The 19,512-nt window shown below is 73.7% G+C and carries 19 protein-coding genes and 1 tRNA gene; 9 read left to right on the top strand and 11 right to left on the bottom strand.

Annotated features, from left to right (window positions below; genetic code table 11):
* Positions 1 to 90: 90 nt before the first annotated feature.
* A complete protein-coding gene (locus QIY60_RS00215) occupies positions 91 to 885 on the bottom strand; it encodes a helix-turn-helix transcriptional regulator (protein ID WP_283140506.1) in 795 nt (264 codons plus the stop codon).
* A gap of 111 nt (positions 886 to 996) precedes the next feature.
* Here QIY60_RS00215 and QIY60_RS00210 point away from each other — a divergent pair, with 111 nt between their 5' ends.
* On the top strand, positions 997 to 2,160 hold the full coding sequence (locus QIY60_RS00210; protein WP_283145769.1) for an MFS transporter: 1,164 nt from the start codon (positions 997 to 999) through the stop codon (positions 2,158 to 2,160).
* Here QIY60_RS00210 and QIY60_RS00205 read toward each other — a convergent pair.
* Positions 2,112 to 3,023: a diacylglycerol kinase family protein gene (locus QIY60_RS00205; protein ID WP_283140505.1), complete on the bottom strand. Its 912-nt coding sequence runs from the start codon at positions 3,021 to 3,023 to the stop codon at positions 2,112 to 2,114. The genes QIY60_RS00210 and QIY60_RS00205 overlap by 49 nt on opposite strands.
* A gap of 37 nt (positions 3,024 to 3,060) precedes the next feature.
* Positions 3,061 to 3,155 (bottom strand) — tRNA-OTHER (locus tag QIY60_RS00200).
* Between the two features lie 220 nt (positions 3,156 to 3,375).
* On the opposite strand from QIY60_RS00200, the gene QIY60_RS00195 reads away from it, so the two are divergent.
* A complete protein-coding gene (locus tag QIY60_RS00195) occupies positions 3,376 to 4,047 on the top strand; it encodes a GDSL-type esterase/lipase family protein (protein WP_283140504.1) in 672 nt (223 codons plus the stop codon).
* Positions 4,048 to 4,052: 5 nt separating this feature from the next.
* Here the strand turns inward: QIY60_RS00195 and QIY60_RS00190 are convergent, their stop codons facing one another.
* Positions 4,053 to 5,279, bottom strand: coding sequence for an aminotransferase class III-fold pyridoxal phosphate-dependent enzyme (locus tag QIY60_RS00190; RefSeq protein ID WP_283140503.1), 1,227 nt, complete (start codon positions 5,277 to 5,279; stop codon positions 4,053 to 4,055).
* 140 nt (positions 5,280 to 5,419) lie between these two features.
* Here QIY60_RS00190 and QIY60_RS00185 point away from each other — a divergent pair, with 140 nt between their 5' ends.
* Positions 5,420 to 6,343, top strand: coding sequence for a phosphatidylglycerol lysyltransferase domain-containing protein (locus tag QIY60_RS00185; RefSeq protein WP_283140502.1), 924 nt, complete (start codon positions 5,420 to 5,422; stop codon positions 6,341 to 6,343).
* 19 nt (positions 6,344 to 6,362) lie between these two features.
* Here QIY60_RS00185 and QIY60_RS00180 read toward each other — a convergent pair whose 3' ends face one another.
* The 3 genes from QIY60_RS00180 to QIY60_RS00170 all read right to left on the bottom strand — a co-directional run bounded on the left by QIY60_RS00180 (position 6,363) and on the right by QIY60_RS00170 (position 9,256).
* Positions 6,363 to 7,100: an AfsR/SARP family transcriptional regulator gene (locus QIY60_RS00180; RefSeq protein ID WP_283140501.1), complete on the bottom strand. Its 738-nt coding sequence runs from the start codon at positions 7,098 to 7,100 to the stop codon at positions 6,363 to 6,365.
* A gap of 255 nt (positions 7,101 to 7,355) precedes the next feature.
* Entirely contained in the window at positions 7,356 to 8,249 is an 894-nt protein-coding gene (locus QIY60_RS00175; protein WP_283140500.1) for a hypothetical protein, read from the bottom strand.
* The gene (locus tag QIY60_RS00170; RefSeq protein ID WP_283140499.1) at positions 8,246 to 9,256 is read right to left on the bottom strand and encodes an SPFH domain-containing protein; all 1,011 of its coding nucleotides are present in this window, start codon (positions 9,254 to 9,256) and stop codon (positions 8,246 to 8,248) included. The genes QIY60_RS00175 and QIY60_RS00170 overlap by 4 nt, the downstream gene beginning before the upstream one ends.
* Before the next feature lie 252 nt (positions 9,257 to 9,508).
* Here QIY60_RS00170 and QIY60_RS00165 point away from each other — a divergent pair, with 252 nt between their 5' ends.
* Entirely contained in the window at positions 9,509 to 12,169 is a 2,661-nt protein-coding gene (locus QIY60_RS00165) for a TIM-barrel domain-containing protein (RefSeq protein WP_283140498.1), read from the top strand.
* Positions 12,170 to 12,224: 55 nt separating this feature from the next.
* Here the strand turns inward: QIY60_RS00165 and QIY60_RS00160 are convergent, their stop codons facing one another.
* Positions 12,225 to 12,812: a CGNR zinc finger domain-containing protein gene (locus QIY60_RS00160; RefSeq protein WP_283140497.1), complete on the bottom strand. Its 588-nt coding sequence runs from the start codon at positions 12,810 to 12,812 to the stop codon at positions 12,225 to 12,227.
* A 68-nt stretch (positions 12,813 to 12,880) separates the two neighbouring features.
* On the opposite strand from QIY60_RS00160, the gene QIY60_RS00155 reads away from it, so the two are divergent.
* Together QIY60_RS00155 and QIY60_RS00150 are read left to right on the top strand one after the other, a co-directional pair.
* Positions 12,881 to 13,588: an AzlC family ABC transporter permease gene (locus QIY60_RS00155; RefSeq protein WP_283140496.1), complete on the top strand. Its 708-nt coding sequence runs from the start codon at positions 12,881 to 12,883 to the stop codon at positions 13,586 to 13,588.
* Positions 13,585 to 13,893, top strand: coding sequence for a hypothetical protein (locus QIY60_RS00150; protein WP_283140495.1), 309 nt, complete (start codon positions 13,585 to 13,587; stop codon positions 13,891 to 13,893). Before QIY60_RS00155 ends, QIY60_RS00150 begins: the two co-directional genes overlap by 4 nt.
* Positions 13,894 to 13,910: 17 nt before the next feature.
* Here QIY60_RS00150 and QIY60_RS00145 read toward each other — a convergent pair whose 3' ends face one another.
* Positions 13,911 to 14,849: a DMT family transporter gene (locus QIY60_RS00145; RefSeq protein WP_283140494.1), complete on the bottom strand. Its 939-nt coding sequence runs from the start codon at positions 14,847 to 14,849 to the stop codon at positions 13,911 to 13,913.
* Positions 14,846 to 15,748 (bottom strand): phosphatase PAP2 family protein, encoded by a 903-nt coding sequence (locus QIY60_RS00140; RefSeq protein WP_283140493.1) that lies wholly within the window; start codon positions 15,746 to 15,748, stop codon positions 14,846 to 14,848. The genes QIY60_RS00145 and QIY60_RS00140 overlap by 4 nt, the downstream gene beginning before the upstream one ends.
* A 167-nt stretch (positions 15,749 to 15,915) precedes the next feature.
* On the opposite strand from QIY60_RS00140, the gene QIY60_RS00135 reads away from it, so the two are divergent.
* The gene (locus QIY60_RS00135; RefSeq protein WP_283140492.1) at positions 15,916 to 16,515 is read left to right on the top strand and encodes a TetR/AcrR family transcriptional regulator; all 600 of its coding nucleotides are present in this window, start codon (positions 15,916 to 15,918) and stop codon (positions 16,513 to 16,515) included.
* 171 nt (positions 16,516 to 16,686) lie between these two features.
* Here QIY60_RS00135 and QIY60_RS00130 read toward each other — a convergent pair whose 3' ends face one another.
* Positions 16,687 to 17,466: a DeoR/GlpR family DNA-binding transcription regulator gene (locus tag QIY60_RS00130; protein WP_283140491.1), complete on the bottom strand. Its 780-nt coding sequence runs from the start codon at positions 17,464 to 17,466 to the stop codon at positions 16,687 to 16,689.
* 173 nt (positions 17,467 to 17,639) lie between these two features.
* Between QIY60_RS00130 and QIY60_RS00125 the strand changes: the two genes are divergently transcribed.
* Both QIY60_RS00125 and QIY60_RS00120 read left to right on the top strand, forming a co-directional pair.
* Complete coding sequence (locus tag QIY60_RS00125) at positions 17,640 to 18,527, top strand: SIS domain-containing protein (RefSeq protein ID WP_283140490.1); 888 nt, start codon at positions 17,640 to 17,642, stop codon at positions 18,525 to 18,527.
* A gap of 14 nt (positions 18,528 to 18,541) precedes the next feature.
* Positions 18,542 to 19,399 (top strand): ketose-bisphosphate aldolase, encoded by an 858-nt coding sequence (locus QIY60_RS00120; RefSeq protein WP_283140489.1) that lies wholly within the window; start codon positions 18,542 to 18,544, stop codon positions 19,397 to 19,399.
* Positions 19,400 to 19,512: the final 113 nt, after the last annotated feature.

Genomic DNA, 19,512 nt, shown 5'->3' with positions numbered 1-19,512 from the left:
GGGAGCACCCCCGTGACTCCCGGCCCCACCCGCCCCGTCGGCCGGGCCCTTCCCTCCGTACATGGTGGCAAGGGCCATATGTGCCCGGCGTCAACCGTCCGTTGGGTCCGGGGTAAACCTGCGCGGTACATCGGACCCGGTCGCCGCCCGGCGCGCCCCCGGCGTGTGCCCGAACGCCCGCCGGAAGACGTCGATGAACGCGCTCGTCGACGACCAGCCGCACTCCTGGGCCACCGAGGTGACCGAGGCGTCCCCCGCGAGCAGCACCAGGGCGTGGTGCAGCCGCAGTTGGGTGCGCCACTGCGGGAACGTCATCCCCATCTCCGCGCGGAACAGCCGGGCCAGCGTGCGGGCGCTCGCCCCCACCGCCGCGCCGAGCGCGGCCAGCGACCGGGGGTCGGCCGGGTCGTCGTCCAGGATCGCGCAGAGCGCCGCGAGCCGGGGATCGCGGGCGGTGGGCAGGTGCAGCGGCTGCGCGGGCGCGTGCCGCAGCTGGTCCAGGACGACCGCCAGCATCCTGCGCGCCTCGGGCGTCTCCTTCGGACCCGGCGAGCTGTACGCGATGATCAGCTCGCGCAGCAGCGGCCCCACCGCAAGCACCGCGGGCCGGGCCAGCCCCAGCGGATCGCGGTCCACCGGAACGCCCACGGTGTGCAGGGCGGTCTCGCCGTACGCCCGGTGCTCGTGCGGCGTCCCGGCCGGCACCCAGATCGCCCGGGTGGCCGGGGCGACCCAGCTGCCCGCGTCCGTGGTCACCGACAGGACGCCCCGGCCCGCGTAGACGACCTGGTGCACCAGGTGCCGGTGCGCCCGCACGCCCGTACCGGGCGCGAGGTACCTCGTCGTGGTCGGGATGTGCGGCGGACCGTGGCGGAATATCGGCACAGCCCGGCACTTTATCGGAAGCCCGCCGACGGGCCGCGCTCGCAGGATCGAGGGGTGACGACGACAGCGCAGCCACCGGGCTCCACCGGACGACCCTCCGCGACAGCCGTGATGGCCCTCGGCCACGCCACGGTCGACTTCTACCAGGGGGCGGTGCCCGCGCTCGTCCCCTTCCTGGTCGCCGAGCGCGGCTACGGCTACCCGGCCGCCTCCGGCATCGTCCTCGCCGCGACCCTGCTCTCCTCGGTCGTGCAGCCGCTGTTCGGGGCGCTCACCGACCGCCGGACGATGCCGTGGCTGATCCCGGTGAGCAGCCTCTGCGCGGGCGTCGGCATCGCGCTGTCCGGGCTCGGCGGCTCCTACGTCCTGACCTGGCTCGCGGTCGCGCTCGCCGGGATCGGCGTCGCCGCCTACCACCCGGAGTCCGCGCGGCTCGCCCGCGCCGCAGCCCGGGGCAGCCACGTCGCCATGGGGTGGTACTCGCTGGGCGGCACCCTCGGCTTCGCGCTCGCGCCGGTCGCCGTCGGGCCGGTGCTCACGGCCGGGGGGCTCGGCGCGACGCCGTGGCTGGTGGTGCCCGCGGCGGCCGGGGTGCTGGGGACGGCGTCCGCGATCCGGGTGCTCGCGCGGCGGGCGGCGGTCGGGCGGGCCGCCGCCGCCCGGTCCGCCGCGCCGGACAACTGGCCGGTGTTCCTGCGGCTCTCGGCGGTCGTGGTCTGCCGCTCGGTGGTCTTCGTCGGGCTGAGCGCGTTCATCGGGCTGTACGCCCAGGAGCGCGTCGGCGGCGGTCCCGCGACCGGGTCGGCGGCGCTGTTCACCCTCTTCGCGGGCGGGGCGGCGGGGACGGTCGCCGGGGGACGGCTCGCGGTGCGCTGGGGCCGGGTCCGTACCGTACGGCTCGCGTACGCCGCCTCGGTCCCGGTCGTGGCGGGCGTGGTCCTGGTGCCCGGGCCCGCGCTCTTCGTCTTCGCGGCGCTGGCGGCCGCCGTGCTGTACGTACCGTTCTCCCTCCATGTGACCCTCGGGCAGGACTTCCTGCCGAGCCGGGTCGGCACGGCGAGCGGGGTCACCCTGGGGCTCGCGGTGAGCGTCGGGGGAGTGGTGTCGCCGGGGATCGGCGCGCTGGGGGAGGCGGTAGGGCTCGGGGCGGCGCTCGCCCCGCTGATCGGCCTGTGCGCGCTGGCCTGGTGGCTGGCGCAGGGGCTGCCCGAGCCGGACGCGGGCGCCTACGGGGCGAGTACCGGCAGCGCGCGCGGGACCACGTCCAGCGTGTAGCTTGCCGAGCCGGTGTACAGCAGGTCCCCGTCGTGCTCGAAGAAGAGCGGCTCGCCGTCCGTGCGCTCCACCACCACCCGGCGCCCCCGCGCGTACACCACCCCGTCCCGCCCCACGTGGCTGCCGTCCCGGGCCAGGCGCACCATGTCCCGCAGCGGCAGTTCGGCGCCCGCCACACAGATGTCGAGCAGCCCGTCGTCGAGCACCGAGCGCGGCAGCGGCATGAACTGCCCGCCCCGCCGCCGCCCGCCGCCCACCAGGACCGACACGGTCGCCCCGGACTGCACGACGACCCCGTCCACGCTGACGCGGCCCCGGTACGGCCGGAAGGCGATCATCGTCCGCGCCACCGCCGTCTGATAGCGCCGCCGCCCCGTCCCCAGCGCGTCCCGCACACTGGTGAGCGCCTGCGCGGCGAGCCCCGACGAGGCGCCGAGCAGCGCCAGTTCACCGGTCTCGGCGATCCGCGCCAGATCGACGCGGCGCACGTGCGGCGCCGACAGGGCGGCCTCCAGGGCGGCGGGCCACGGGCGGTCGGACCAGAGCTCCTGGTAGAAGGAGTTGCCGCGGCCGCCGGGCAGGACGAGCAGGGCGGCGCGCGGCTCCTCCCGCCCGGCGAGCAGACCCGTCATGATCTCGTGGGCGGTGCCGTCGCCGCCGACGCAGACCAGTACGGCCGGGCCGCCCGGCCCGCCCGCGGCGCGGGCGAGCTGACGGGCATGGCCCGGCCGCTCTGTCACAGCCAGCTCGACGGGCGTACCGGCCCCCGCGATCCGTCGCGCGACCTCGTGAGCCATCTCCCGCGAGTACGTTCCCGCGGCTGGATTGGCCACCACCAGAACGGACTTGGGGGACGGACTCATCGACGGACACCTCGGCGCGCTCGGCGAAGCAGTGCTGTGGCGGAGAGGACAGGATTTGAACCTGCGCGGGCTGCTCGTGCCCGGTCCGGACCGTGTCCGGAACCCCCGTTGGGCCTCTTCGGGTACCTCTCCCATCGTCGTACGGATGGATCCTCGCGGGGGCCGCTGAGACCCCACTGAGACGACACTGAGACGCGTGTCTTACCCGGCCCGCCGCGCTGCCACGCCGTCCGCCCGGCGCATGGCCCGATCCGCCCGCAGAACAACTGTCCCTGTGCCACGGGCAGTTGACTACCCGCTCGCCGGTCATTACGACGGCAGCGCGGGGGCGAGCGAAAGGCTGGGCTGTGCGATGGAGGACGACGATCCGCGCTGTCTGCGCCCGGGCGAGGCCCGGACCCTGCTGGCCGGCCTCCCGTGGCGGCGGGCCGTGGTGCTCAGCGGACAGGAGGGCCGGCTCGCCCGGGGCGCCGTGGTCCCCGGCTACCGGCCCCGGGTCTGGCCCGACCGGGTGGCCCGGGCGCTGCGCGAGGCCCGCCCCGGCCTCGCCTGCCTCCTGGTGCAGGCCCGGCGCGAACTCGTCCTCGCCGAGGTGCGCTCCCGCCAGCTGGCCCAGGCGCTCGCCTTCCGGGCCGACCTGGCCCTGATCGCGTGCGGCGGGCCCGATGTGCGGGCGCGCCGGTTCGACGCGGACGTGGTGGAGACCGAACTCAGCCGAATTCTCGCCTCGCTGAAGGAGACGGAATGCCGCCACACCGTGGTGGTCAGCCCCTTCGACTGGTCCGCCTCCGGCCAGGTGACCCCCGCCCAGCGCGACCGGGTGCGGTCGCGCCAGCGCCTCCTCGTGGAGCGCCTGACGATAGTGACGCTTCGTCATGGGGCGCTGCACATCGATCTGATGGGCCAGCCGGACACCGACCCCGCAACGCTGTGGAGCCCGCAGCCGGGCCGCCTGAACAGCCGGGGCCATGCGCTGGCGGCGGCGGTGGTGGTACGGACTTTGGCGGCCCGCCTCGCGCCGTAGCCCTCTCAGACTCTGGGGCGGCGGCCCCTCTCGGTGCGGCAGGACCGGTCCAGCGCCTCGTACAGATGGTCCAGATCTGCCCGGGTGAGCACGGCGGGCGGGGCGAGGCGCAGGACGTGCGGGGCTCCCGGCGCCCTGCCGGTGATCACACCGTGCCGGACCAGCTCGATCAGCAGCCCGGCCGCCGCGTCCGGGCCGGTGAACTCGATGCCGATCAGCAGCCCCCGTCCGCGCACCTCGCGCACCGCAGGGCCGTAGTGCCCGCGCACGATCCGGCCGGTCACCCGCAGGATCTCCTCGCCGAGCACCCGGGCCCGCCCGACCAGGTTGTCCTCGCGCAGCGCCGCGACCGCCCCGCGCGCGGCCGCCATCGCCAGCGGCGCCCCGGAGCAGGGGTACGGGTCGGCGTACGGGGCGTGGTCGAAGGCGGCGGACACCCCGGCCGTCGCCACCACCGCCGCCAGCGGGACCACCCCGGCGCCCAGCGCCCCGCCGACGAGGAGCAGGTCCGGTGCGACCTCCTCGATGCCCGCGCCCCACCAGGCCCCGAGCCGGCCGAGCCCCGTCGCGGTCTCGTCGAGGGCGAGGAGCGCCCCGTACTCCCGGCACAGCGCGGCGACGCCCCGCAGGAAGCCGGGCGGTGGCAGCACCACCCCGGCAGCGCACTGGACGGGCTCGACGAAGACACAGGCCCGCCCGGGCAGCCCCGCGAGCGTCCGCCGCAGCGCGGCCGCGTCGCCGTACGGGACCGCGGAGCCGCCCGAGGGCATCAATTCGTCGAGGTGCGGCTCGTATTGACTGCCCGTCATGGATATGACCCGGGTCCGGCCCCGGGCGCGGGCCATGCGGGCCGCCAGCGTCAGGGCCTGGACGGCCGAGCCCGTGAAGTGGACCCGCTCCAGGCCGGGCGGGGCGACCGAGAGGAGCGCGTCGGCGGCGAGCGCGGACTGCGGCTCCGGGAAGAGGCCGCTGGCCATCGGCCGGTGCTCCAACTGCTCGCGGACGTGGCGCAGTACGGTCGGATGGCGCGCCCCGGTCAGCGGAATGCCGAGGCCGCCGCAGTCCAGGAACCGGCCGCCCGCGTCGGTGCTGATCCAGGCGCCCTGGGACGCCACTTCCACCTGGCCGCCGAGGAGTTCGCCGAGGGCGCGCCCCTCGCCCGTCCGGGAGCGGTACAGCCTGCGCAGTGCCTCGCGGCCGGTCCGCTGCCGGACGACCGCCGCCACCGTCATCTCCCGGTTCGCCCCCTCTCCCGAAGAACACCGGAAAACTGCCACCGCCCGCTGAGAGGAATCTGAGACGGGACTGAGACGGGCGTGTCAGGGAATTGGGGCCCGCGGCTGCCAAGATGCTCATGACAGGGGGGAGTGTCATGAGCATCGGTACCTTCGCCGTTGACGGCGGCGACACGGTTTTCGGGGCGTTACGGGCCTACGGCGAGAATCCCAGCGCGTTTCTCGCGATGGACGAGGGAGAAGAGTACTTCACTGTTGCGGGCAGGCACGGAGTGATCCCTTATCGGGATACCGGCGGCCATCTGCATCAATCCGCCGGAGTGATCGCCGCCCATGACGGCCAGGAGCCGTTGCTGCGCGCCTTCACGGAATTCGCCGGGGAGCGCCGCCGTAAAGTGGTGGCCACCCGGCTGCGGCGCCCGGAGGCCCAACTGTTCGCGCGCTGCGGTTTCACGGTGAACCAGGCGGGCTCGTCCTATTCGGTCTACCTTCCCGAATTCCGGCTCGGCGGCCCGCGCCTGGCCGATCTGCGTCTCGCGGTGTCCCGGGCGTGGCTGGCGGGGCTGCAAGCGGCCGAGGCGGCGTACGAGGAGATCGCGGCCGGGACGGGGGATATGGCGGACGGGCGGCGGGTGTTCGAGGGCCGGATCGGGGACGAGGCCGTCGCGTCCATCACGTACCTGCCGGTCTTCGGCACCCGTCCGGGCTGGCTGCACCACACCGCGCACCGGGTGCCGGGCGCGCCGGAGGGCGCCCTGGAAGCGGTCAACCTGGAGGCGGTGCGGGTCTTCGCGGCCGAGGAGGCGCAGTGGCTGCACCTCGGATTCACCCCGTTCGCCGGACTGGGCGCGCAGTACGAGCTGGGGTCCGCCAGCGTGCTGGCGGCGCGGCTGCTGCGGCTGGCCGCCGAGCGCGGCGAGTGGCGGCAGGTGGCGGCCGGGCGGCTCGCCTACCAGCGGATCTGGGATCCGCATCTGGTGCAGCCCGGCTATCTGGCCTGGCAGGGCCGGGCGGCCGCCGGGGCCCTTGGCGAGCTGCTGCGGCTGGCCAAGTCGCCCTGACGGACGCCCGGGTACAAGGTCAGAGGGCGACCGGCTCCCTTCGCAGGATGTCCTGGAAGCGGGCGCGCAGCGCGTCCCCGGGCTCCAGGCCGAGGTGGTGCGAGAGCCGCTGCCGGGTGCGGTGGTAGGCGTCGAGCGCCTCGGCCTGCCGCCCCGACCGGTACAGCGCGGTGATGAGCTGCTCGCAGAACCGCTCGCGCAGCGGGTACTGGGCGTGCAGCTGCTGGAGTTCGGTGATCACCTCGCGGTGCCTGCCGAGGTCGAGCTCGGCGTCGAAGAGGGCCTCGTACGCCATCAGCCGCACCTCGGTGAGCCGGGTGTAGGCCAGCCGGCTGATCATGCCCTGGCCGGTGTCGAGGAGCGCGGGCCCGCGCCACAGGGCCAGAGCCTCGGTGAGCAGCCGGACCACGCGCTCGGGCGATGCCCGGCGCGCGGCGGTGGCCTGCCGCACCAGGGCGGTGAACAGCGAGGCGTCGACGTCCCGTTCGGGCAGCGACAGCGCATAGCCGAAGCCGGACGTCTGGACGAGGCCGCGCGGCCCGTCGCGCCCCGTGCGGGACTCGATGATGCGGCGCAGCCGGGCGACATGGCCCTGGAGCGAGTTCTCCGCGTTGCGCGGGAGTTCCTCTCCCCACAGCTCGTCGATGAGATCGTGACGTGAGACGGGCCGGTTGGGCGACAGGGCCAGTGCGGCCACGATCGCCCTGAGCTTCTCGCCGGGAATCCGGAAGGTGAGATGGCCGTCGGTGATTTCCAAAGATCCGAGCAGGCGAACTTTCAACGTGCTTCCCCCGTGCTTCGTGCTGAATCCTTCGACTCCGCCGACGCCAGATAGGGATCTTCCGGCAGCGCCGGTGGATGTGGAGATCACCGCTCGAAGAGCGGTGATCTTACCCCGTAACGAACATGGATGAAGAGTATTTGTCGCTTCTGACACGGTCAACGCAATTGAAAGTCGAGTGACCCACTGTGAGGGGGCTCACGCGGGAGCGCGCCCACGGTCCGGCGCGATTCAGCCGACGAGCCGGAGCGCGGTGTCCGACCGCCCCACGCTCACCGTCTGACCCCACGTCAACTCCAGTGCGTCCGACTCGATTCCATCGCCGAAGGCGACGAGGCGGTCCGACTCCACGGTGAGGCGCAGCCGCTCGGCACTCTCAAGTACCCCTTCCACCAGGCTCGTTCCAGTCGTCGGCGAGGGCCAGGCCTCCCGTACGAACCAGATGAGCCGGGGATCGGCCGGGCCCGGCAGCGCGAGGCTGCTGCCGCGCTGCTGCCACAGCGAGCGCAGCCAGCCCGTGGACCCGGTCCCGGTCCCCACCAGCAGGCCGGACGAGGCCTGCGGTTCCGGGGCGGCGGCCGGGTCGTCGGGGCCCAGGCGGTAGCGGGCGGTCTGGTGGCCCGGCGGGCCCAGATAGATCTCGTTCAGCGCGAGCAGCCGCTGGGTGTCGTCCGCGACCGCCTCCACCATGGTGAGCTCGTCGGCGCGGGTCGTGGCGGCGCACGGCAGCAACTTCCCCGCGTCGGAAGGGCGGTGGCGCACCAGTACGCCCGGGTTGCGGCCCGGGTCGGTGTCGATGCCGACCACGGGCTGGCCCGAGAGGTACTTGGCCGCGTTGGCGACAAGGCCGTCCTGCCCGACCACCACGACCACGTCCTCCGGCGCGAACAGGAACCGGTCCAGATCGGCGCGCTCCACCCGCGACTGCCGCCACTGGAGCGGCACGGCCGCCGCCACCTCGGCGAGCGCCCGCCGGGTGCGGTGGTGGCGCTCGGCCACCTCGTCGAGGGAGCGCCCGCGCGAGGCGAGGAAGAACGCGGCCTGGCCGTGGGTGCCGTGCCGGGCCAGCAACTCCTCGTACTCCGTGGTGCGGTGGACGAGCACCGCGCGCGGCGCGAGGCTCACCGCTCCTCCCCGCCCGGGCGGGCCAGCTTGGCGAGCAGCCCGGTGAGCACGTCGGGGGAGAGGGTGAGGCTGTCGATCCGGGGCAGGTTCTCGGCGAGCCGGGTCGCGGTGAGCGCGTGGAGCGTCGCCGTGTCGGCGTCCGCGTGCACCCGCAGCCAGGCGGCCTGCGCCTGGGCGCGGGCCTCGCCGGTCGTGCGGGCCGCCTCGGCCTCGGCCCGGGCGAGCCGGACCGTACGGGCGGCCTCCGCCTCGGCGCGCACACCGTCGGCGGCCGCGTTCTCCTCGGCCTCGCGGCGGGCGTTGGTGCCGCGCTGCTCCACCAACTGCTCTTCCCTGCGGGCGAGTTCAACCTTGCTGGCGAGCTCGTTCTCGGCGATCGTGCGCTCGCGCTCGACGGCCACCGCCCGCCGCTCGTACGTCGCCCGGTCGGCCTCCTGCTGGATCTGCTCGCGGGCCGGGGTGCGCAGCGCCCGCTCCACCTCCGGCTCGGGGCGGATGGCGACCACCCGGACCGCCACCACCTCGATGCCGGTGGCCGGCAGCCGGGGCTCGGCCGCCAGTCCGTCCGAGATCCGCCCGCGCACCGACGCCACCCCGTCGACGAGGGCCGCCGCGAGCGGGGTGCGGGCGAGCACGTCGAGCGCGTGCTGCTGGGCGGTCTCGGTGAGCAGCGTGGACAGCTGCTCCAGCGGGGCGCCGCGCCAGACGCCGCTGTCCGGGTCGATCGAGAAGTCGAGCCGGGCGGCGGCGACGGCCGGGTCACTGATCCGGTACGTGACGGTGGCCTGCACGGTGACGTCCTGGAAGTCGGACGTCCGGGCGTGGAAGGCCATCGCCAACTCCCGGTCGTCGACCGGCACTTCGGAGAGCGCGGCCGCCAGCGGCCGGAACCAGAAGCTGAGCCCGGGCCCGTCGTGGACGAGCTGGCCGCGCCTGTGGTGGCGGATGTGGGCGGTGGGCGCGGAGCGCGCGTGCCGCCAGCCGAACCGGCGGTTGATGTCGGCCATGGTGGGACCCCCTTTGTTTTCGTCATAGAGACGATATGAGGTCTGCCCAATATCGTCAAGGTGACGAAATTAGGGTCCCGGGGTCCACGGTTTTACCCGTCCGGTATCCGCGAAGCCGTTGACATGTACTGGCCGTGTCGTGAATCTTGATGCTCGAAACTCCATGGTTCCAAGCATGAATGCGCACGCACTGCACCCCTGTTGTCCGGAAAGCAGCTTCGGAAGCAGCTCGGTACGAACGGAGAACACTCCTTGCGGAATCTTCGACACCGCCGGGGGAGAGTGGCCGCCGCCGTGCTCGCGGCGGCCGCGCTCACCCTCACCGCGCTCACGGTCCCGGCCGCCTCGGCGGCCGACGCCGCCCCGCCCTCCGGCACCCTCGACGGCGCCGCCAAGAGCATCACCTGGCAGAGCCCGGTCTACCCCAAGGGCACGGTCGGCTCGCCCGACAAGTGCGGCACCGCCGCCGAGGACCCGGCCAACGCCGTCTGCGCCCGCTTCGACCTGACGGTGAACCCGCCGGCCGGTGAGTGGGACGACAACCCCGAGGGCGGGGTCCCCGTCTCCATCCAGTGGGAGAGGCCCACCGACGACTTCGACCTCTACATCTACGACTCGGCGGGCAAGAAGGTCGCCGAGAGCGCCGGGACCGCCGACCCCGAGGCGACGGTCATCCCCAAGGCGTCGGGCACGTACCACGTGGTCGTCGTCCCGTACGACGTGCACGACAACTCCTTCACGGGCAAGGCCTATCTGCCCGAGGCGAGCGACGCCGGGAACCTCACCGGCTTCACCGGCGGACACGGTACGTACGAGATCGCGGCGGGCGCGCTCAAGGCCCGCGCCGAGTTCTTCGAGGACGACACGCTGCGGCTGCAGGCCTCACCCGACGGCGTCCTCGCGGACCCGCCGGGCAGCCGCATGATCCAGCACCAGCCGAAGCCGCGGCGGGCCACCAACTCCTTCGACGCGGGCGCCTACTACGGGATCCGCGCCGGGGACACCGTCCTGCGCGTCTACAAGAAGCCCCTGCGGTTCGGGCTCTACAAGGCCGACAACCGCACCGCGATCTGGCAGGAGGCCGACCCGCTCCGCTGGACCACCGGCGGTCTGCGGCAGAGCCTGGCGCGCGGCGCCACCGAGCAGTTCTTCGGCGGCGGCGAGCAGAACGGCAGCTTCTCGCACCGCGACCAGGTCATGAACGTGGGCAACAACACCAACTGGAACGAGGGCGGCTACAACAACTCCCAGCCGTTCTACGTCTCCTCGGCCGGCTACGGCGTCTTCCGCAACACCTTCGCGCCGGGCGTCTACGACTTCGGCCCCCACGTCCGCACCGGCCAGCAGGAACGGCGCCTGGACGCCTACTACTTCACCGGTGACGTGAAGTCCGTGATCGGCAAGTACACCTCGCTGGTGGGCAAGCCGTTCATGCCGCCGGTGTACGGGCTCGAACCCGGCGACTCCGACTGCTATCTGCACAACGCCAACCGGGGCGAGCGGCACACCCTGGACGCGCTCAAGGTCGCCGACGGCTATGTGCAGAACCAGATGCCGCTCGGCTGGATGCTCGTCAACGACGGCTACGGCTGCGGCTACGAGAACCTCGCCGAGACCGGCCAGGGCCTCAACGCACGGGGCGCCCAGCTCGGCCTGTGGACCCAGGACGGCCTGGACAAGCTCGCCGACCAGGTCAAGGCGGGCCAGCGGGTCGCCAAGCTCGACGTGGCCTGGGTCGGCAACGGCTACGGCTTCGCCCTCAACGCCTGCGACCAGGCGAAGGCCGGCATCGAGGACAACAGCGACGCCCGCGGCTTCGTCTGGCTGCCGGTCTCCTGGGCGGGCGCTCAGCGCTGCGGCGTCCTGTGGAGCGGCGACCAGAAGCTGAGCTGGGACTACATCCGCTGGCAGATCCCCACCTACGCGGGCGCCACGCTCTCCGGCATCGCCTACAACACCGGCGACGTGGGCAGCATCTTCGCCCACGACCCGAAGATGTACGCCCGCGACCTCCAGTGGAAGGCGTTCCTTCCCGCGATCATGACCATGGACGGCTGGGCGAGCGACCTCACCACGCACAAGCCGCACGACCAGCAGCCGTGGCTGGACGGCGAGCCGTACACCTCCATCAACCGCAAGTACCTCCAGCTGAAGGAGCGGCTCATCCCGTACATGTACGGGCTCTCCAAGGACGCCACGAAGACCGGCGTCGGCGCGGTCCGGCCGCTGTCCCTGGAGTATCCGGACGACCCCGAGACGCTGGGCCCGAACGCCAAGTACGAGTTCCTGGCGGGCCCGGACTTCCTGGTCGCCCCGGTCTACAGCGACACCGAGGTGCGCGACGGCATCTATCTGCCCAAGGGCACCTGGACGGACTACTGGACCGGCAGGACCTACCAGGGCCCGACCACCATCAACGGCTACAAGGCGCCGCTCGACACCCTTCCCCTGTTCGTGAAGGGCGGTTCGATCGTCCCGATGTGGCCCAAGGGCACGCTGTCCTGGCAGACCCGGGACAAGAGCGAGCTGGACTACGACATCTACCCGCAGGCGGGCAGGTCCTCGTACACGCTGTACGAGGACGACGGCGTGACCCGGCAGTTCGCCCAGGGCTCCTCGGCCACGCAGAAGGTCCAGGTGAGCTCGACGGGCCGCGGCTCGGTCATCGAGGTCGGCCCCAGCGTGGGCGGTTACACGGGCAAGCCCGCCGCTCGCGCCTACCGCTTCACGGTGCACGCGAAGTCCGCGCCCGGAGCCGTCGCCGTGGGCGGCGACCGGCTGCACCGCTACGGCTCCGCGCAGGAGCTGGCGGCGGCCGGGTCGGGGTGGTTCTACGACGCCGCGACCGGTGTGACGGAGGTGAAGACCGCCTCGGTCCCGACCGCGCGCGGCTTCACGGTCACGCTCGGCTGAGACCCGGCCGTACGCCAGGGGCCGCATCGGATTCCTCCGGTGCGGCCCTTCGTCGTCAGTGCGGCGCCGTCGGGTGGGTGCGCGCGTAGTGGCGGCGGGCGCGGTCGCGGTTGCCGCAGTCGCCCGAGCTGCACCAGCGGCGGGTGCCCGCGCGCGTACGGTCCAGGAAGAACCAGCCGCAGCCGGGTCCCGCGCAGCGCCGCACCCGGGAGGCGCCGGGCCCGGCCAGCAGTTCCTCGGCGCGCAGGGCGAGGGCGTGGCGCAGATCCGTGAGGTCCCGGGTGCCGGGCTCCCACCGCAGCGGCAACTCGGGCGGCAGGGCGGCCGCCTCGCGGGCCCGCAGCAGCGCGAGCCGCAGTGCCCGCCAGGCGGGAGCGGGCGGCGGCTGCCCGTCCGTGACGGCGTCCAGGACCGCTTCGAGCGCGCCGCGAAGTTCGAGCAGCCCGGACACCTCGGCGTCTCCGGTGGGGAGTCCACCGTCCGGGACAGACGGAAAGACCTCCGCCGTCACGGCCCAGCGCAGCCAGCCCTCCGTACCGCTCACGCGCTCGACCCGGCGGGCCGGGTCGGTGCGCCAGGCCACGGTGTTGACGAAGTCGAGGACCGGATGGCCGCCGATGAAGGAGGGCTGCTTCTCGCTCACCGGCCCATCGTATGCGAGGAGCCGAAAAACTAACGAGCTAAACGGCTCATACTTGTTAATGTGCGCGCATGGACACTCAACTGCCGGACCGCGGCGGGGCGCTGCCGCGCGACCGCTTCCACGCGGGACTCAGGGCCGGGACCGGGCTCGCCGCGGCCGCGTTCCTGCTGGCCATCAGCTTCGGCGCGGTCAGCCAGGCGCAGGGCTGGGGCCCGGTCGCCCCCGTCGTCTGCTCGCTGGTCGTCTTCTCGGGCTCGGCGCAGTTCGCGCTGGCCGCGACGCTGGGCGCGGGCGGCGGAGTGGTCGCCGCCGTCGTCGCGGCGGCCCTGGTCAACGTCCGGTACGTGCCGATGGGCATAGCCGTGGCCCGGGATCTGCGCGGCGGACCGCTGCGCCGCGCGGTGGAGGGGCAGGCCGTGGTCGACGGTTCCTGGGCCGCCGCGCACCTCGGCGGCGGACGGTTCGACCGGGCGTTCCTCTTCGGTGCGACCGCCGTCCAGTGGCCCGCCTGGGTGGCGGGCACCGCGCTGGGCGTCGTCGTGGCCCCGGACCCCGCACTCGTGCACCGGCTCGGCCTCGACGTGCTCACGCCCGGCCTGTTCCTGATCCTGCTCTTCGACGAGGTGCGCCGCGACCGCGCGGGCCGGCTGCCCGCCGCCCTCGGCGGGGCCGTCGCCGGGGCGCTGCTCCTCGTCCTGCCGACCGGCCCGGCCCTGATCGGCGCGGCGGCCGCGGCGCTGCTCGCCCTGCGCACCACGCGGGAGGCCGTCCGATGACCGTCTGGACGGCGATCGGCACCGTCGCGGTGCTCGGCTTCGCGCTCAAGGGAGTCGGGCCCGCGCTGCTCGGCGGCCGTGAACTGCCCCCGCGCACCCGCTCGATGCTCGCCCAGCTGGCGCCCGCGCTGCTCGCCGGGTTCGTCGTGGTGGCGGTCGCGGGCCGGGACTGGGCGGCCGTCGACGGCACGGTCCTCGGCGGCCTCGCGGTCGCCCTCGGCCTGCGCCTCGGCCGGGCCCCGCTGCCGGTGGCCATGCTGGGCGCGGTGGCGGCGACGGCCCTGCTCAGGGCGCTGACGGGATGACGAAGTGTCAGGTGTCCTCAGACCGGCACGTGGGCCGGTTCCGGGGTACGCGGGGCCGGGCACGGGGTCGCCGGGCACGGTGATGCCGTGCGGGCCGGTTCCGGGGTGCGCGGGGCCGGGACCGGCTCCGCGCCGGTCAGCATGATCACGCCGCGCGCGGCGACCGCCGCCGCGGCCGCTGCCGTGAGCCAGCCGAGCGGTCCGCCGTGGAACCGCTCGCCGAGCAGCGCGACGCCGATCACGGCGGCCGCCGCCGGGTTGGCGAGGTTCACCACGGCGAGCGGCGCGGCGAGCCCGCCGCGGAACGCGGCCTGCGAGAGCAGCAGCCCGCCCACCGCGAACGCCGCCACAAGGACGGCCAGCAGCGTCGTCTGCCACCAGGCCATCGGCCCGCCCGGCAGTTCGTGGGCGAGCGAGGCGGTGACGGTCTGGGTGAGCGCGGAGGCCACGCCCGAGGCGACGCCGGACGCGGTGGCGTGACCGAGCCCGACGCGGCCCGCGCCGGATCCGGCGCGGGAGGCCACCGCGATCAGGAGCGCGGTGGCCGCCGCGACGGCGAGCCCCTCGCGCAGGCTCAGCGCGTCGCCGGGCGTCGCGGGTCCGGTCACCGCGATCAGACCGGTCAGCCCCGCGAGCGTCCAGGCGGCGCCGCGCCACTCGCGCCGGGTGACCCGGCGCCGCTGGTAGTACGCGCCGATCGGCAGCGCCGCGACCAGGGTGAGCGCGCCCAGCGGCTGGACCAGGGTGAGCGGGCCGTAGTGGAGGGCCGCGACGTGCATCAGCGCGCCGCCCGCGTTGAGCCCGACGGCCCACCACCACTGGGGCCGGGCGAGCAGGGTGGCGAGACCGCCGCCCCCGTTCGCGGAGGCCAGCCGGGACTGGGCGACGGCGGCGAGGGCGTACCCGGCGGCCGAGGCGAGCGAGAGCAGGATGGCGAGGACCGCGGACTCGTTCATCGCAGCGCCTCCGCGAGCTCGGGAGCGTCGGCGGCTTCAGGGACGCCCGTGCGCCCGGAGGTCAGGGCGGATTCCGGGGCACGGGCGGGTTCGGGGGCCACGGCGGGCCGGGGCGCGGGGGTCCGGCGCATGTGGACGGCGACGGTGCGACCGCCGCGTACCGGCTTCGGACGCGGTACGAAGCAGAGGGCGGCACCGAGCAGCGCGGCGGCGACGAGCGCGTCCAGCCAGTAGTGGTTGGCGGTGCCGACGATCACCAGGAGGGTGAGCGCCGGGTGCAGCAGCCACAGCCACCGCCACCGGCCGCGGGTCGCCGCGATCAGGCCGATCGCCACCATCAGCGCCCACCCGAAGTGCAGTGACGGCATCGCCGCGAACTGGTTGGCCATGGTGTCCGTGTCCGGCTTCGCCGAGTACACCGACGGCCCGTACACCTGCGCGGTGTCCACTAGCCCGGCCGACGCCAGCATCCGGGGCGGCGCCAGCGGCAGCAGGATGTGCAGGGCGAGCGCGGCCGTGGTCACCAGCGCCAGGACGCGGCGGGACCAGAGGTAGTGGGCGGGCCTGCGCACGTACAGCCAGACCAGGAAGGCGATCGTCGCGGGGAAGTGGACGGCCGCGTAGAAGGTGTTGGCGACCTGGATCAAGGTCTCGTTGTGGAGCAGCAGCCGCTGCACCGCGCCCTCGCCGGGCAGACGGAGCGCGCGCTCCCAGTCCCAGACGCGGTCGGCGTTGTGGAAGGCGCGCGTCTCGTGCCCGTTCGCCAGCTGCCTGCCGAACTTGTACACGACGAAGAGCGCGGTCACGAGCAGCAGCTCGCGCACCAGGGGCGGCCGGGAGGTACCGGTCGTCTCCGGTCCGGTGGGACGGCGGGTCCCTGGACGTATACCGGCAGCCATTCTCCGGCCCCTTTGACCAAGAAATCGAGCAGAAATCGACAAGCAAACGTAGGAAGGCTAGATCGGATTTCATCGAGACGCAAACGTCTCGATACGTTTGCGTCTCGGTTGAGCGGCGCCTACTCTCGTATGTGCACGAGCACGGCCCCACGCACCGGAGGAACGCGATGTCGACGCAGGCCGCGACGGCCGCCGCACGCCGCAGCAAGATCAGCCCCGAGCGGGAGCTGGAGCTGTACGAGGCGGTGCTCGACCTGCTGCGCGAGGGCGGCTACGACGCCGTGACCATGGAGGGCGTGGCCGCGCGCACCAAGTGCGGCAAGGCCACGCTCTACCGCCAGTGGAAGTCCAAGCCGGTCCTCGTCACGGCGGCGCTCGACCGGTGCGGCTGCCAGTTCTTCATCGGGATCGACACGGGTACGCTCGCGGGCGACCTGCGCGAGGCGGCGCTGGCCGCGTCCCGCAACAAGGGTCGCGACACCGAACTGATGGAGGCCGTCGGCCAGGCCTATGTGATGCACCCCGACCTGCGCGAGGCGCTGCGCGAGACCGTCCTGAACCCGGAGATCGCCGCGCTCGACGCGATGGTGCGGCGCGGGGTCGAGCGCGGTGAGGTCGATCCAGCGAACCGCGCCGTCGACTTCGTCGCCCCGGCTTTCATGGGCGTCCTGCGCGTCGAGCGGCTCTTCGAGGACCGGTTCGCGGAGGCGGACGCCCTGCCGGAGTTCGTGGAAGCGGTGCTGCTTCCGGCGCTGGGCCTGGGCTGATACCCAGTCAACTCGGCTGACGCTGACCGGACTTGGGGGTCCCGGCCCCCTGGGGGCGCGGGGCTGTGTCGATATGCGGCTCCGCCGCGATGGGGGTCCCCCCTGTTCGAGCGGAGTCGAGAACTTGGGGGAGCGACAAGCTCCCGCCGGCCCGCAGCCGAGCGGCAACGCTCAAACCGCGAGCACCGCGACGCCCGCCTCCGTGAACCGCGCAACCGTCTCGTCAGAGACCCCCGTGTCCGTCACCAGCGTCCCGACCTGATCCGTCGCGCAGATCCACGCGAACGTCCGCCGCCCCAACTTCGTGGAGTCCGCGGCGACCACCACCCGCTCGGCCCGCTCGCACAGCAGCCGGTTGATCCCGGCCTCGTCCTCGTCGTGCGCCGAGGCGCCGTGCGTGACGTCGAAGGCGCCGACGCCGAGCACCGCCACGTCCATGGTGATCTGGTTGAGCACGCCCCCGGCCAGCGGCCCGGTGAGCTCGTACGACTGGGGACGGGCGACCCCGCCGGTCACCACGATCTTGAACTGGGGCCGTACGGCCAGCTCGTTGGCGATGTTCAGCGCATTGGTCACGATGGTCAACGCCGGTGACCCGGAGGCGAGTTCGGGCCGTACGGCCAGGGCCCGCGCCACCTCCGTGGTCGTGGTGCCGCCGGTGAGCCCCACCGCCTCGCCGGGCGCGATCAGATCCGCCACGGCCTTCGCGATGCGCTGCTTCTCCGAGGCCTGCCGGGCCGTCTTGTAGCGCAGCGGCAGCTCGTACGACACCCCGTGCACGACCGCGCCGCCCCGGGTGCGGACCAGCATCTGCTGCTCGGCGAGCTGGTCGAAGTCGCGGCGGATGGTCGCGGCGGACACGCCGAGCGCCGTCGCCGCCTCCTCGACGTCTAGGCGGCCCTGCTCCACGAGCAGTTCGAGAAGCGCCTGCCAGCGGGCGTCGCGCGACATCCGGAACCTCTTCTCTGCCGTGCTCTTGCGCACATCTCGCCGTCGTCACCGTCGGTAATGACTTTAACCCACCCTGAGATGCTTGATTGTGCTTGAAAGCTAGCTATATTTTGCAGAAACACGCATCCGGACACGGATCCGGGCCACGGATCCAGAGTGAGTGGGAGCCCGGCATGAGCCATGTCGAGAACGAACTCAGCAGCCAGCCCGAGTGCTGGAAGCGCGCCGCCGAGCTGGCGGTGCACCACAAGGACGCCCTTCCCGCGCCGGGCGAGCGGGTCGCGATCGTCGGCTGCGGCACCTCGCTGTTCATGGCCCAGGCCGCCGCCGCGCTGCGCGAGGGCGCGGGCCAGGGCGAGACCGACGCCTTCGCCGCGTCCGAGTACCCGGCCGGCCGCTCCTACGACCGGGTGGTCGCCCTCACCCGCTCCGGCACCACCACCGAGGTCCTCGCACTCCTCGCCCAGGTGCGCGGCGGCGCCCGCACCACCGCGATCACCGCCGACCCGGAGACCCCCGTGATGCGGGCCGCCGACGACGTCGTGGTCATGGAGTTCGCGGACGAGGAGTCGGTGGTCCAGACCCGCTTCGCCACCACCGCGCTCACCCTGCTCCGCGCCCACCTGGGCCTGCACGCCGAGCAGGCCGTCGCCGACGCGCGCACCGCGCTGGCCGAGCCGCTGCCCGAAGGGCTCGTCGGGCGCACCCAGTTCACGTTCCTGGGCCGCGGCTGGACGGTCGGGCTCGCCCAGGAGGCCGCGCTGAAGATGCGCGAGGCGTCGCTGTCCTGGACCGAGGCGTACCCGGCCATGGAGTACCGCCACGGCCCGATCAGCATCTCCACCGACACCACCGCGACCTGGATGTTCGGCGAGGCCCCCGACGGGCTCGCCGAGCAGGTGCGCGCCACCGGGGCCCAGTGGGTGGCCGGACACCTCGACCCGCTGGCCGAGCTCGTACGCGCGCAGCGCCTCGCCGTCGCCGTCGCGGCCGCCCGGGGCCTGGACCCGGACCGCCCGCGCCACCTCACCCGCTCGGTGATCCTCGACGGCCAGTCGTAGAGGAAGGACCCCTGATGCCACTCGCTCGGACCGCCACCCTGGTGACCGACGCCGCCGCCAAGCGCAGCGCCGTCGCCGCTTTCAACATCATCACGCTGGAGCACGCCGAGGCCGTCATCGCGGGCGCCGAGGCCGCGCACTCGCCGGTCGTCCTGCAGATCAGCGAGAACGCGGTGAAGTTCCGCTACGGCCGGGTGCTGCCGCTCGCCCGGGCCGCCGTCGCCGCCGCCGAGGCGGCCGCCGTGCCGGTGGCGCTCCACCTCGACCACGTCAAGCGCGACGACCTGCTGCGCCAGGCGGCCGACGCCGGATTCAGCTCGGTGATGTACGACGGCGGCCATCTGCCGTACGACCAGAACCTCGCCGCGACGCGGGCCGCCGCTGATTGGGCGCACACCCAGGGCCTGTGGATCGAGGCCGAGTTGGGTGAGGTCGGCGGCAAGAACGGGCAGCCGCCGCTGGACGCGCACGCGCCCGGCGCCCGGACCGACCCCGAGGAGGCGCGCTCCTTCGTCGCCGAGTCGGGGGTCGACGCGCTCGCCGTCGCCATCGGCAACACCCACGCCATGACCACCCGCACGGCCTCCCTCGACCACGCTCTGCTCGCCCGCCTCGACGCGGCGCTGCGCGTCCCGCTGGTGCTCCACGGCTCGTCCGGCGTCCCCGACGACGAGCTGGCGGCGGCGGTCGCGGGCGGCATGGCCAAGATCAACATCGGTACGGCGCTGAACATCGCCATGACCGACGCGATCCGCGCGTATCTCGCCGCCCACCCGGAGGCGGTGGACGCCCGCAGCTATCTGACGGTCGGGCGCCAGGCGATGGTGCAGGCGGTCACCCGTCTCATCGGGGTGCTGACCACCGGAGCCTGACGCGCGCGGCGCGGCCGCCGGGCCCCCTTCCCCGGGCCCGGCGGCTGCCCGCGCCCCCTGTGGGTTACGGCCCCCGGGGCACTTCCGGCCCGACCGGTGCTCTTCCGCCGTGG

This window comes from Streptomyces sp. BPTC-684, assembly GCF_030028635.1.
GTDB classification, from domain to species: domain Bacteria; phylum Actinomycetota; class Actinomycetes; order Streptomycetales; family Streptomycetaceae; genus Streptomyces; species Streptomyces noboritoensis.
The sequence above is the reverse complement of the archived record's forward strand: the minus strand, read 5'-3'. Positions and strand labels throughout refer to the sequence as shown.

Coding starts and splice junctions, on each gene's coding strand:
- QIY60_RS00210 (WP_283145769.1), top strand. CDS start 997: ATGGCCCTCGGCCACGCCACGGTCGACTTCTACCAGGGGGCGGTGCCC.
- QIY60_RS00205 (WP_283140505.1), bottom strand. CDS start 3,023: ATGAGTCCGTCCCCCAAGTCCGTTCTGGTGGTGGCCAATCCAGCCGCG.
- QIY60_RS00195 (WP_283140504.1), top strand. CDS start 3,376: ATGGAGGACGACGATCCGCGCTGTCTGCGCCCGGGCGAGGCCCGGACC.
- QIY60_RS00190 (WP_283140503.1), bottom strand. CDS start 5,279: ATGACGGTGGCGGCGGTCGTCCGGCAGCGGACCGGCCGCGAGGCACTG.
- QIY60_RS00185 (WP_283140502.1), top strand. CDS start 5,420: ATGAGCATCGGTACCTTCGCCGTTGACGGCGGCGACACGGTTTTCGGG.
- QIY60_RS00170 (WP_283140499.1), bottom strand. CDS start 9,256: ATGGCCGACATCAACCGCCGGTTCGGCTGGCGGCACGCGCGCTCCGCG.
- QIY60_RS00155 (WP_283140496.1), top strand. CDS start 12,881: ATGGACACTCAACTGCCGGACCGCGGCGGGGCGCTGCCGCGCGACCGC.
- QIY60_RS00150 (WP_283140495.1), top strand. CDS start 13,585: ATGACCGTCTGGACGGCGATCGGCACCGTCGCGGTGCTCGGCTTCGCG.
- QIY60_RS00145 (WP_283140494.1), bottom strand. CDS start 14,849: ATGAACGAGTCCGCGGTCCTCGCCATCCTGCTCTCGCTCGCCTCGGCC.
- QIY60_RS00140 (WP_283140493.1), bottom strand. CDS start 15,748: ATGGCTGCCGGTATACGTCCAGGGACCCGCCGTCCCACCGGACCGGAG.
- QIY60_RS00135 (WP_283140492.1), top strand. CDS start 15,916: ATGTCGACGCAGGCCGCGACGGCCGCCGCACGCCGCAGCAAGATCAGC.
- QIY60_RS00130 (WP_283140491.1), bottom strand. CDS start 17,466: ATGTCGCGCGACGCCCGCTGGCAGGCGCTTCTCGAACTGCTCGTGGAG.
- QIY60_RS00125 (WP_283140490.1), top strand. CDS start 17,640: ATGAGCCATGTCGAGAACGAACTCAGCAGCCAGCCCGAGTGCTGGAAG.
- QIY60_RS00120 (WP_283140489.1), top strand. CDS start 18,542: ATGCCACTCGCTCGGACCGCCACCCTGGTGACCGACGCCGCCGCCAAG.